General features: G+C 74.1%; 9 protein-coding genes. 2 read left to right on the top strand and 7 right to left on the bottom strand.

Annotation, left to right across the window (positions count from 1 at the left end; all coding sequences use genetic code 11):
• Nucleotides 1-65: 65 nt before the first annotated feature.
• The 3 genes from AC507J_RS17010 to AC507J_RS17000 all read right to left on the bottom strand — a co-directional run bounded on the left by AC507J_RS17010 (nt 66) and on the right by AC507J_RS17000 (nt 5,527).
• Nucleotides 66-779 carry a hypothetical protein gene (locus AC507J_RS17010; protein WP_496290255.1) on the bottom strand — a complete coding sequence of 238 codons (714 nt, stop codon included), beginning with the start codon at nt 777-779 and terminating at the stop codon, nt 66-68.
• 2,948 nt (nt 780-3,727) lie between these two features.
• Nucleotides 3,728-5,242, bottom strand: a complete 1,515-nt coding sequence (locus AC507J_RS17005) for a replication-associated recombination protein A (protein ID WP_496290126.1) — start codon at nt 5,240-5,242, stop codon at nt 3,728-3,730.
• Between the two features lie 75 nt (nt 5,243-5,317).
• Nucleotides 5,318-5,527 carry a hypothetical protein gene (locus AC507J_RS17000; protein WP_210941241.1) on the bottom strand — a complete coding sequence of 70 codons (210 nt, stop codon included), beginning with the start codon at nt 5,525-5,527 and terminating at the stop codon, nt 5,318-5,320.
• Between the two features lie 116 nt (nt 5,528-5,643).
• Here AC507J_RS17000 and AC507J_RS16995 point away from each other — a divergent pair, with 116 nt between their 5' ends.
• Nucleotides 5,644-6,387, top strand: a complete 744-nt coding sequence (locus AC507J_RS16995) for a GNAT family N-acetyltransferase (RefSeq protein ID WP_496290125.1) — start codon at nt 5,644-5,646, stop codon at nt 6,385-6,387.
• A 99-nt stretch (nt 6,388-6,486) separates the two neighbouring features.
• Here AC507J_RS16995 and AC507J_RS16990 read toward each other — a convergent pair whose 3' ends face one another.
• The 4 genes from AC507J_RS16990 to AC507J_RS16975 all read right to left on the bottom strand — a co-directional run bounded on the left by AC507J_RS16990 (nt 6,487) and on the right by AC507J_RS16975 (nt 11,226).
• Complete coding sequence (locus tag AC507J_RS16990) at nt 6,487-7,299, bottom strand: sugar nucleotide-binding protein (RefSeq protein WP_496290124.1); 813 nt, start codon at nt 7,297-7,299, stop codon at nt 6,487-6,489.
• A gap of 96 nt (nt 7,300-7,395) precedes the next feature.
• Nucleotides 7,396-9,204: an aspartate--tRNA ligase gene (gene aspS / locus AC507J_RS16985; RefSeq protein ID WP_496290123.1), complete on the bottom strand. Its 1,809-nt coding sequence runs from the start codon at nt 9,202-9,204 to the stop codon at nt 7,396-7,398.
• Between the two features lie 142 nt (nt 9,205-9,346).
• Complete coding sequence (locus AC507J_RS16980) at nt 9,347-9,988, bottom strand: hypothetical protein (protein WP_496290122.1); 642 nt, start codon at nt 9,986-9,988, stop codon at nt 9,347-9,349.
• 185 nt (nt 9,989-10,173) lie between these two features.
• Nucleotides 10,174-11,226, bottom strand: a complete 1,053-nt coding sequence (locus AC507J_RS16975) for a S1 family peptidase (RefSeq protein ID WP_496290121.1) — start codon at nt 11,224-11,226, stop codon at nt 10,174-10,176.
• A 247-nt stretch (nt 11,227-11,473) separates the two neighbouring features.
• Between AC507J_RS16975 and AC507J_RS16970 the strand changes: the two genes are divergently transcribed.
• Nucleotides 11,474-12,267 (top strand): SGNH/GDSL hydrolase family protein (locus AC507J_RS16970; protein ID WP_496290120.1); only part of this gene is annotated, 794 nt, incomplete at its 3' end.

Below are 12,267 nucleotides of genomic sequence, written 5' to 3'. Positions count from 1 at the left end.
GACGGCCCGGATCAGCACACCCGGGCCGCCAGAAGCTGACCCTACCGTCCGTGATGACGATCGGCTCAGGACGGTGGTGACGGCGTCAAGTCACCAAGTGGATCCTCGCCCAGCGTCGGATAGGGGTCCACACCGGTCAGTGACGGGTCGGTGGTCGGTTGTGGCCGGGTCCGCTCGTCGTCGATCGCGTTACGCACCTTCACCGAGACCAACGATCCGGGGCACTCCTCCGCCGCGGTCGCCGGATCCGGCTCCGGCACCACCGCCGGCTCGCCGTCCACCGGCGGCGGTACGCAGGCTGGTGCCCGGACCCAGAGGTCGAGGGTCAACTCGTCCCGCCGCCAGCAGGTGTAGCTCCCCTTCTCCTCCTGTTCGGGGCAGTACGCAGGCGTCCACGGCTGCCAACCGTCCCGGGCCAGCGCGGCCTCGTACACCTGGGTCGTCTCCTCCGGCGGTCGCTCGGAGTTGACGGTGCGCTCGCGCAGCCGGCAGTCGAGCAGGCACCAGCGGCTGCCGCTGACGTCGTCAACCGGGTCGACCTCGGCCCAGGCCGGCACCTCCAGTTCGTCAAGCGAGACGAAGACCGGGTCGCGGTTCATCGCCTGTACGCCGAAGAACGCCGGCACCGCGCCGAGCAGGAGCAGGCTGGCCAGCGCCAGGACGAGTGCCCGTACCCGCGGCTGACCGACGGCCGAGCGGCGCGGTTCCGGGTCGGCGTCGGACGGGTCGTCTCCGGGCCGGTCGGCGTCCGGCTGGTCCGCCTCGCTGGGCCGCCGCAGCGGCGGTTCGGGGCCGGGCCGTTGCCCGGCCGGGCCGACGGGGGCCACGGCGGCGGCCCGGGCCACCGCCGGGTTCTCGCCCGGACGCGACGGCGGTGGTGCCGATACTCCGTCACCAGGCTCGGGATTCCGGTGCGGCGGGGCGGCCCGCCCGGCCAGCCGGTCGTCGGGTCGCGGCACCGGGGTGGCCGCCCGGGCCACCACCGGTGAGCCGGCCGGTTCGGCACGTTCCCCGGCGCCGCCGACCGGACGTCCCGGGCCGGGACCGGCCGGCGGGCCAGCGTCGGGACGGGCCGGGCCGGGACCGGCCGGCGGGCCAGCACCCGGCCGGAATGGGCCGGCGTCGGGGCGGTGCGGGCCAGCGTCAGGCCGATGCGGGCCAGCGTCAGGCCGGTGCGGGTCGGCCCCGGTGCGGGCCGCGCCCCGGGCGGGGCCCGAGGGCATGCCACCCGGGCGGCCGGGGCCGCCGACCGGACCGTCCGGCCGGGGGGCACCGCGCGGCGGACCCTCGGGGCGGGCACCCCGCGCCGGTCCTGACGGCATCCCGTCCGGCCGGGCGGCACCGCGCGGCGGGCCGGGCGGCGCAGCCTCGGGGCCAGCGGGTACCCGGCCACGGCCAACGGGTGACTCGGATCCGGGCCGCCCGGCCGGCGGCTCGGTCACGCCCGGCCCGGCGGGTGGTCCGGACTCCGGCACCGGCCGTCCCCGCCCGGTGGGCGGCTCGTCGGCGCGGTGCGGCGCGGCGGTGCCCGGACGACCCGGGCCGGGCTCTTCAGCGCGGCGTGGGACCGCAGCACCCGGACGACCCGGGCCGGGCTCTTCAGCGCGGTGCGGAACCGCAACACCCGGACGACCCGGACCGGGCTCGCCGGGGCGTCCGGCGCCGGGCGGACGATTCGGCGGGATAGCGGTGTTCGGCGCGCCGGCCGCAGGGCCGGCGGGCGGCGCGGCACCGCGCTCACCGACCACCGGCATGCCACCCGACGGCGTACCGGCCGGGGCGCCGGGTGGGTCGGTCCGTCGCTTGATCGTCGACAGTGCCGGGTCGGTGTGCTGGGTACGTCCGGCCTGGCGCAGCCAGTCGGCCGGCCGCTCCGGGCGACCGGCGCGGCCACCACCGGCGCGCGGCACAGTTGCGCGTTTGCCGATGTCACCACGGGGCGGTCCGGGCGGCGGCTCCTCGGCGGCGGGCCGCCGCTCGCGGGTCGACGGCTCCTCCGCCTCGCCGCCACGGTGGCCCCGGGCGAGCGGGTCCGGGGCGTCCGCCGGCCGGTGCCCGACGACCGGTGCCTGCGGCTCGGTCCGGCCGTCGCGCACCGGCACCTCGGCGCCGGCCCGGCCGCGGCGCGCCGGTGGCGCCGGATCCTCGGGTGCGGCACGGCGTCCACGGCGGGCCGCAGCAGCATCGTCGGAGGTGGCCGGGGCACCGCCGGACGGTACCCCCGGGATCGGCGGCGCGTTGCCGGAGAGCGGCACCACCGGCTGCTCCTCCTCGGGCGCGCGGCGGCGGCCGGTCCGCCGGCCCCCCGGCGGCCCGTCGGGAGGACCGGGGATGGCCGCCGTACCCGGCACCGGACGAGCGGCATCGCGCTCCACCGGCTCTGTGGCGGGCGGGGGCTCCGCCGCGACGCGTCGGCCACGGCGGGCGGCCGGCGGTTCCGCGAGTGCGGCCGGACCCGGTCCACCGTCCGGACCGGGGATTGCCGGGGTGCGGGCGGAATCGACTCCGTCGGGGGTTGCCCGGCGCGGGCCGGCGGGCCCGCCGTGGGGCTGTCTGCTGGGCATCTGGCGCGGCGCGGGTGGGCCCGACACGGAGCCGGCCGACTCTCCGGGGCCGGCGCCGCCGGGGCGACCGGGGACCGGGCCGGCCGGTGCCCCGGAAACGGGCCCGACGGGCGGACCGGAGACCGGTCCGGTCGGCGGCCCCGACGGCGGCTCGGCAACCGGGCCGGGGCGGGACCGTCGGGCGGGCGGCACGGCGTCGGCCGCCGGCCAGCCGCCGGGCGGGGTGTTCGGCGCGGCGTCGCGGCGCCCGCCGACGGCGGGACCGGCCGGCGGCGGCCCGGGGTACGGCGGTGCGGCGGGTGGCTGCTGTCGGGCGGCGTCAGGTCGGGGCCCGGCGGCGGGGGGCCGTGGAGCACCGGCGTTAGGGGGTCCGGCGGGAGTACGGGGATCCGGGGCGCCCGGCCAGGGACCATCGGGTCGGGCCCGGGGCGGTTCGGCGACTCCCCGACGCGGCGCAGACGCGGCTGGCGGGCCGGCACCGGGCTCAACCGGTGTGGCACGGCCCGGTGCCACTGGCGCGCGACCACCGGGACCCGCAGGCGGGACAGGACCGCCCGGCCCCACCGGCGCACGCCCGCCGCCGCTACCCGCAGGCGGGACGGCTCCACCGGGGCCGACCGGCACCCGACCACCGGGTGTCCCAGGTCCACCCGGCGCGCGAGGGCCGGAGCCCGTGGGCACAGCGGCGCCGCCGGGTGCCGCTGGTGGCACGGGCCCGGCCGGTGGCACCGGCGGGCGGGCACCGGGTGCCACGGGCGGGACGGGACCGGCACCCGGTGACTCCGGCACCGGACGGCCCGCCGGAACCGGACCGGGACGACCCGGCGGCACCTGCCCGACGTGCTCCCCAACCGGACGGCCCGGCGGCACCTGACCGACGTGCTCAGGAACCGGACGGCCCGGCGGCACCTGCCCGACGTGCTCGGGGCCGGGCGGCCTCGCGGGCCTCGGCCCGGGGCCGGGCGGCACCTGCGACGCCGCCGCGCCCTCGGGGCCGAGATCGCCGCGCTGCTGCTTGGCCGAGCGCAGGTCGTCGATCCAGCCGAGGTCCTCGCCGCCGCCCGGTTCCTCCCGGGCGTCCTCGGACCTGCCCCGGCCCCAACGGCTGCGCTTGCCCCGCCGCTCGTCCGAGCCATCCTCCGGTCGCTCCGAACCAGGCGATCTCACTGTTGACCCTTTCCGTCGGCGCTGTCACCGACCTGATCGGTCGCGTCGACCTCGGTGGCCGGCGGCCGGCCACCATCTGCGGACGGCGTCGGCACCCGGCCGTTCGCCGTCGATGCTTCCCGGTGAGCGGGAGTCGGCAGCCCACGGACGATCCCGCGCAGCAACGGCAGCCGGGTGGCCACCGACCGCTCCGCGCCGTGCTGACTCGGTCGGTAGTAGTCGACGCCGACCAACTCGTCCGGTGCGTACTGCTGGGTGACCACGCCCCGCTGGTCGTCGTGCGGGTAGCGGTACCCGGCGCCGTGGCCGAGCCCACGGGCACCGGCGTAGTGCGCGTCCCGCAGGCCACGGGGCACCGGGCCGCCCCGGCCGGCGCGCACGTCGACGATCGCGGCACCGATCGCCGTGGTGGCCGAGTTCGACTTGGGCGCGGTGGCCAGGTGGATCACGGCCTGGGCGAGGTTGAGCTGCGCCTCGGGCAGGCCGACGTACTCGACCGCGTGAGCGGCGGCGGTGGCCACGCCGAGGGCACCCGGGTCGGCCATACCGACGTCCTCGCTGGCGAAGATGACCAGGCGGCGCGCGATGAACCTGGCGTCCTCCCCGGCGACAAGCATCCGGGCCAGCCAGTGCAGTGCGGCGTCCACGTCCGAGCCCCGCATGCTCTTGATGAACGCACTTGTCACGTCGTAGTGGGCGTCACCCGCGCGGTCGTAGCGGACGGCTGCGGTGTCCACCGCCCGTTCGGCGGTGGCCAGGTCGATCCGCCCCGTGCCGAGCGCGGTCGCCGAACCGGCGGCGGCCTCCAGCGCGGTGAGTGCCTTGCGGACGTCACCGCCGGCCAGCCGGACGAGATGATCCTCGGCCTCGCTGTCGAGGGTGAGCGTCCCGGCCAGACCCCGCTCGTCGGCCATCGCGCGGCGCAGCAGGCCCCGGACCGCCGCCTCGTCGAGCGGGTGAAGGGTGAGCAGCACGCACCGGGACAGCAGCGGGGAGATGACCGAGAAGTACGGATTTTCCGTGGTGGCGGCGAGCAGCGTGACCGTGCGGTCCTCCACCGCCGCGAGCAGCGAATCCTGTTGGGTCTTGCTGAACCGGTGCACCTCGTCGATGAAGAGCACCGTCGGCGGGCCACCGGAGCGCCGCTGCCGCCGGGCGGTGTCGATGACGGCCCGCACGTCCTTCACCCCGGCCGACAGTGCCGACATGGCGACGAAACGTCGGTCGGTGGCGCCGGCCACCAGGTGGGCGATTGTGGTCTTCCCGCTGCCGGGCGGCCCCCAGAGGATGACCGACATGGGCGCGTTGCCGGTGACGAGTTGCCGCAGCGGCGCACCGGGGGTGAGTAGGTGTTCCTGACCGACCAGTTCGTCCAGGTTCGCCGGGCGCATCCGGACGGGCAACGGCGCGTCCGGCCCGACCGCGGTGAAGCCGTCGACGCCACCGGAGCCCGCCACCGCACTGGGCGCTGCGGCGGGCTCACCGAGGGTGAAGAGGGCATCAGACTCCATCAGGAGAACAGTACCGGGCTCGACCGGCAGCGCCGGAATCGCGCCATCGGCCGAGCCCGAGATGATCCCTTTCGGTCAGCCGCGTCCCGGGCGGCGACCCCGGTACCAGCGTCCACCGCCACCGCCCGGGCCCCGGCCCACGCCGGCCAGGTAGAGCGAGAGCAGCAGCAGGCCGATCAGCACCAGAGTGTCCCAGTTGAACAGGTCCGGCGCTCCGAGCTTGGTGTCCAGCAGGTCCAGCAGCAGCGCGAAGCCGAAGACCACGGCGGCGGCGATGGCGAGCATGTCGTTCCTCCGGTGGGGGTTCCAGTAGGTCGGCGCGGGATGTACCCGAACGGTCGGCTCGCCAATCTCCAACGTGGATCCCCCGGCCCTGGGCCCCGCGTGACTAGGCTGTCTTCATGATCATCGCTGAGGAGGCCCTGGACGGGCGGGATGCCATCCTGGCCGCCGCGCAGCATCATCCGTTCGTCCGGCACTCGCTGCCGCCCAACCAACCGGCCCGGGGTTGGCGACGCGACGATGCCCTCTGCTGGTTGCTGCCGCCCACCTTCCCGGGGCCGGTGGGCGGCGCGCTCGGGGCACCGGCCCCGGCGGTCGAACTGGCCACCGCGCTGGCCACGGAACGGATGGTTGACACCGGGCGATGGATGCACCTGCCCCGGCTGGACCCGGCGACGCTCGACGACCGCCCGACCGGCACCGCGTACGAGGACTGGGAATTTCTCTGGACGGGCGCGGCACCGCCGCCGCAGCCCGGCGAGGAGCGGGTGGTCCGGCTGGCCGGAACCGACCAGCCGGCGCTCACCGCGTTGATCGAGCGGTCGTACCCGGCCAGCACCGTACGACCCGGCAGCCCCCGGGTGGTGGACTGGTACGGCATCCGGGACGGCGACCGGCTGATCGCCTGCGGGGCCGACTGCACCCGAGGTGACATCGGTTTCCTCGCCGGGCTGACCGTCGCGCCGGAGTACCGGGGTCGTGGCCTGGGAGCGGCGCTCACCACCGGCCTGACCCGGACGCTGTCGAGCCGGTACGACCTGGTGGCGCTCGGCGTCTACCTGGTCAACACCGGTGCGCTCCGGCTCTACCGGCGACTCGGCTATCTCGACTCGCTCGCCCTCACCTCGGTCCGCCTCGGCTGACCGGCGACCAACCCCGTCGATCTTGCACTTTTGGTCGCTGGTTTACCCCATGCGCGCCTTTTGTCCCGACGGAAACTGCAAGATCGCCGGGGTTAGGGGTTAGGGGGTGAGGAGTTTGGTTATGGGGCGGAGGCGGGTCTTCAGCAGGTTGGTGGCGCGGGTGGTGTCGAGGCGGATCTCGGCGGGGCGGACCAGACCGCACTCGGCGGCGGTGGTGGTCTTCAGGGCGGCCGGGTGCACGCCCTCCCGGCGGGCCACCAGCAGGCCCAGTTCCGCCCGGCTGACCGCCTCCGGCCCGGCGACGTTGAGCGGGCCGGCGTAGTCAGAGGCCGCCAGTTCGAGCACGGCGGCGGCCAGGTCGGTGACGTCGACCGGGCAGCGCAACTCGTCGGTGAAGAGGGCACCCCGCCCGGCCAGGGCCTCCCGGCAGAGCCGGAGCTGCGGGCTGCCCTCCCCCACGATCAGCGAGGTACGTACCAGCGCGGCCGACGGGTCGATTCCCCGCACCGCCGTCTCCGCGGCGGCCTTCGCCGCGCCGTACGCGAAGACCGGGCTGGGCGGCTCGTCGTCCGGGTACGGCTCGGGGCGGCCGGCGTGCAGCGCGTCACTGGAGATGTGCACCAGCCGCGCTCCGGCCTCGGCGGCAGCGACGGCGACGTTTGCCGCCCCGTCGGCGGTGACCGCCCAGGATTCGTAGCGGTAGGAGGTGTTGATCACGGCGTCGGGGCGTACCTCCGCCACCAGCGCACGCACCGCGGACCGGTCGGTGACGTCCACCCGCCGGATCTCGGCGCCCGCCACCCCGACCGCGCCGGAATGGCACGTCCCCACCACCCGCCATCCGGCGGTCAGACCCTGCCGACAGACCTCCCGCCCCAGAAACCCACTACCCCCCACCACCAGCACCCGCACGACCCACACCCCCTACGCTCCGTCGATCATGAAGTTGTTGCCACGCCACGCCGGGCGACCGGACAACAACTTCATGGTCAACGAGGGAAGTCGGGATCAGGTGGGGTCGGCCACCGGAGCGGCCGGGCCGGCGGTGCCCTGGTGGGCGGGCGCGGGCTGGGGCTTGGGCTTGGCGTCGATGCCGGCTTCGGCGCGCTGCTGGCCGGTGATCGGGGTGGGCGCGCCGGTCAACGGGTCGAAGCCGCCCCGGGTCTTCGGGAAGGCGATCACCTCGCGGATCGAATCCGCGCCGGCGAGCAGCATGCAGACCCGGTCCCAACCGAACGCGATGCCGCCGTGCGGCGGCGGGCCGTAGCTGAACGCCTCCAGCAGGAAGCCGAACTTGTCCTGCGCCTCCTCCGGCGTGATGCCGAGCAGGTCGAAGACCCGCTGCTGGACGTCGCGACGGTGGATACGGATCGAGCCGCCGCCGATCTCATTGCCGTTGCAGACGATGTCGTACGCGTACGCCAGGGCCCGGTCCGGCGCCTCCTCGAACCGGTCGACCCACTCGGCGTTCGGCGAGGTGAACGGGTGGTGCACGGCGGTCCAGCCGCCCTCGTCGGTCTTCTCGAACATCGGCGCGTCGACCACCCAGCAGAACGCCCAGGCGCTCTCGTCGACCAGACCAGCCCGCTTCGCGATCTCGATCCGGGCCGCACCGAGCAGTTCCTGCGCCTCCCGGGTCTCCGCGCTCGCGGCGAAGAAGATCGCGTCGCCCGGCTTGGCGCCGACCACGTCGGCCAGCCCGGCCAGGTGCTCGGCCGAGAGGTTCTTCGCCACCGGCCCGCGCGCCTCGCCGGTCTCCGCGTCGAGCACCACGTACGCCAGGCCCTTGGCGCCGCGCGCCTTGGCCCAGTCCTGCCAGCCGTCCAGCTCCTTGCGGGTCTGCGCCGCACCGCCGGGCATGACCACCGCGCCGACGTAGCCGCCCGCGTCGATCGCACCGGCGAAGACCCGGAACTGGGTGCCGCGCAGGTAGTCGGTCAGCTCGGTCAGCTCCACGCCGTAGCGCAGGTCCGGCTTGTCCGAGCCGTACCGCGCCATCGCGTCGTGCCAGGTGATCCGCGGGATCGGGCGGGGGATCTCGTGTCCGACCAGGTCGGACCAGAGGGCAGCGACGATCGCCTCACCCAGGTCGATCACGTCGTCCTCGGTGACGAAGGACATCTCGATGTCGAGCTGGGTGAACTCGGGCTGCCGGTCGGCCCGGAAGTCCTCGTCGCGGTAGCAGCGGGCGATCTGGTAGTAACGCTCCATCCCGCCGACCATCAGCAGCTGCTTGAACAGCTGCGGCGACTGCGGCAACGCGTACCAGCTGCCGGGCTGCAACCGCACCGGGACCAGGAAGTCGCGGGCGCCCTCTGGGGTGGACCGGGTAAGCGTCGGAGTCTCGATCTCCAGGAAGTCCCGCTCGTGCAGCACGGTGCGCGCGAGCTGGTTGGCCCGCGAGCGCAGCCGCATCGCCCGCGCCGGGCCGCTGCGCCGCAGGTCGAGGTAGCGGTACTTGAGCCGTACGTCGTCACCGGCCACCACCTGGTCGTCCACCGGCAGCGGCAGCGGCGCTGCCTCGGAGAGCACGTCCAGCTCGGTCGCCGTCACCTCGATCTCGCCGGTGGGCAGTTCCGGATTCTCGTTGCCCTCCGGACGGCGGGTCACCTCGCCGACGACCTTGACGCAGTATTCGTTGCGCAGCGCGTGCGCATCCTCCTCGCGGAAGACCACCTGCACCACGCCGGAACCGTCGCGCAGGTCGACGAAGATGACACCGCCGTGGTCGCGCCGGCGGGCCACCCACCCGGCGAGCGTCACCGTGGTGCCGGCGTCCGTCGCGCGCAGGCTGCCGGCGTCATGGGTACGGATCACGGCGTGCGTCTCCCTCGTCTGCTCTACGTTTCCTCCCGGCATTCTGCCCGCCCCCGCTTCCCGGGTGTGCGGAAGGGGCCCTTGTTGACGTCTCCGGCCGGAGGAAGGCCTCTTCTCGACGCCCGGCAGCTCATCCTGGCCGTCAGGGCGTCCGGCTCACGGAGCTGACCCTCGGGTCCCCGGAGTAGCGGCGGGCCACCTCGTCGGCGTCGCCAGCGGTGGCACCGGGATCGAAGAGCACCTCCAGGCACGATGTGTGCGGTCCGTCGGATCCGAAGCCGGCGACGAGGTGATCGGGATCGAAGCGGTGTCTCTCCCGGATCAGCTCGTCGACAGACCCTCCCGGCCGTACGCACACCACCGCGTCGGGCTGCCCACCACCCCAGGCCAGCGCAGGAGCCGACCCGCCGATGGTGAGCACGAAGACCAACCCCAGGCCGATCATGGTCCGCCGACCGGGCGCCGGCCGGCTGACCGGCAGGGCCACCGCCGCCAGGGCGGTCAGGGCATACACCCACAGCGCCCGCTTGTCCGCCGTGTCGTACAGGGCCAGCGCGACGATGCCGACGCCGACGGTGTGGGTGACCAGGGCGATCAGCCGGTATTCCGGCGAGCCGAGCAAGGCCGCCGGTATCACGGCAAGCGCACCGAGCAACAGGAGAAGCAGAACGAACCAGTACGCACTCCATTCACGACGCGCGTCCACGGCGAGCAGCACCCAGGCGATCACCTGCCCACCCACGACGACCGGGAAGCGGAGCTGCGCCAGGAGTCGTACGACCATTGGCCGACGGTACGCGATGTCCGGCTCCGGCACCGACCTGATTCGGGATGTCCCAGGTCGACACCGCAACCGACGTCGTACCGTCGATGTCCGCCCGGGCACCGGCCGACCGCAGACGTGGTGCGGGCCGCCGGAGGAGGAATCCGGCGGCCCGCGGGACGGAGGAGAAGTGCCACAGGTGAGTATCAGTAGACGCTTACGCCGTAGCGGCTCAGCACCGGACCCACCGGCTGGAAGTAGGTGGTGCCGCCGATCGAGCAGTTGCCGCTGCCGCCGGAGGTCAGGCCGAGCGCGACGCTGCCGCTGAACAGCGAGCCGCCACTGTCACCGGGCTGGGCGCAGATGTTGGTCCGGATCAGGCCCCGGACCTGTCCCTCGGCGTAGTTGACGGTGGCGTTGAGCGCCTGCACCGAGCCGCTGCGTAGGCCCGTGGTGCTGCCCGACCGCTGCGCCGACTGGCCGACGTAGGCGTTGCCGGAGCTGGTGATGTCCCGGTAGCTGCCGTTGTAGAGGTAGACGTTGCCCGGCTGCACGGTGCTCTGGTTGCTGTACCGGACGATGCCGTAGTCGCTGCCCGGGAAGACGCTGCCGGTACGCGAACCCAGCAGGGCGGTCTGCGCCGAGTTGCTGTACCAGTTGGCGGCGATGTTGGTGCAGTGCCCGGCGGTGATGAAGTAGTACGTGCTGCCGGCGCGCACGTTGAAGCCGAGCGAGCAGCGCCCGCCACCCTGCGCGTAGATGGCCTCACCGCCGGAGATCCGGGTGCTCAGCACGCCGGCCTCGGCCTCGATCCGGACCGCGCCGTTGGTGCGCGCCGCAGCGGCCTTGACCCGCTCCAGCTTCGCGCCGGTCACCGTGCTGTCGACCGAGACGACGACCTGGTTGGTGGCCGGGTCGACCCACCAGGCGGTGCCGGGGATCGCGGCGGAACGGTCCAGTTCGGCGGTGGCCCGGTTCAGCTCGGCGGCACCGCGCTTGACGATCTTCGCGGTGGCACCGGCGGCGGCCACCTGGCGGGCCGCCACGCTGTCGGTCACGGCGACGACCATCTTGCCGGCGGCGTCGGCGTACGCACCGGCGGCGCGGTCGCCGAGCCGGTCGGCGAGGGCGGACGCGGCGTCGGGTGACGCGGACGAGGGTGCCGCCTGGGCCGGCGCGCCGGCCAGCGCGCCAGCCACCAGGGTTCCGGCGGCGGCGACGGTGACGACGCGACGCAGCATTGACCTTGTGGGTCGCATGTAACAGCCTCCCGGATGGGGGTTGAGGGCCCTGTCATGGCGACAGGGCAGGGGGCAACTCGGCCACCTGCGAAAACGGCCAAGCGATGGAAAGTATTCACATATTTAAGATCGTAGGCAAGACCCCCGTTTGCCCGGATTCACCCCTCGGCCACAGGTAACCGCACCGCAACATTGTGGACACAGAAGGTCATCTATACGCTCAGGTCACCGCCGTAAGCCCGGCAACCGTGAACCGGAGGCCACGATGACCCTCGCCCGACGCACGCTGGCCACCCTCGCCAGCGTCACCGCACTCCTCCTACTGGCGACCAGTCCCGCCAGCGCCGACCCCGGACCACCACCGGCCTCGATGGCAAGTCTCGGCGACTCCATCACCCGCGGCTTCAACGCCTGCGGGTGGTACGTCGACTGCACCAGCCGCTCGTTCAGCACCGGCGACGACTCCGCCGTGAACAGCCACTACCTGCGCATCCGCCGGGTCAACTCGGCCATCAACGGCCGCAACCACAACGCTGCCCGTACCGGGGCAAAGTCCGCAGACCTCCACGGCCAGGCCGGCACCGCGGTCAGCCAGGGGGTCGGCTACGTGACCATCCTGATCGGCGCGAACGACGCCTGCACCAGCTCCGAGTCGACGATGACCTCACCGACCGCCTTCCGGTCCAACATCGACTCCGCGCTGAACCGGCTGAAGTCCGGCCTGCCGAACACCAAGGTCTACGTGATCAGCGTCCCGGACGTGCACCGCCTCTGGTCGGTCGGCAAGGGCAGCAGCAGCGCCCGTACGGCCTGGTCGCTCTTTGGCATCTGCCAGTCCATCCTGGCCAATCCGACCTCCACCGCACAGGCCGACGTCGACCGGCGCAACCGGGTCCGGCAACGGGTGATCGACTTCAACGGCCAGCTCGCGGCGGCCTGCGCCGCCTACGGGCCGAACTGCAAGTACGACGGAAACGTCGTCTTCAACTACCCGTTCACCCTCGCCCAGCTCTCCACCTGGGACTACTTCCACCCCAACGCCACCGGCCAGCAGGTCCT

Source organism: Micromonospora sp. PRAS1 (assembly GCF_059553435.1).
Note: the sequence above shows the minus strand (reverse complement) of the source record. Positions and strands in the feature narration are given on the sequence as shown.

Excerpts from the sequence above, each read along its gene's own strand:
- AC507J_RS17000 (WP_210941241.1), bottom strand. The coding sequence starts at position 5,527 with ATGCTCGCCATCGCCGCCGCCGTGGTCTTCGGCTTCGCGCTGCTGCTG.
- AC507J_RS16980 (WP_496290122.1), bottom strand. The coding sequence starts at position 9,988 with ATGGTCGTACGACTCCTGGCGCAGCTCCGCTTCCCGGTCGTCGTGGGT.
- AC507J_RS16995 (WP_496290125.1), top strand. The coding sequence starts at position 5,644 with ATGATCATCGCTGAGGAGGCCCTGGACGGGCGGGATGCCATCCTGGCC.
- AC507J_RS17005 (WP_496290126.1), bottom strand. The coding sequence starts at position 5,242 with ATGGAGTCTGATGCCCTCTTCACCCTCGGTGAGCCCGCCGCAGCGCCC.
- AC507J_RS16975 (WP_496290121.1), bottom strand. The coding sequence starts at position 11,226 with ATGCGACCCACAAGGTCAATGCTGCGTCGCGTCGTCACCGTCGCCGCC.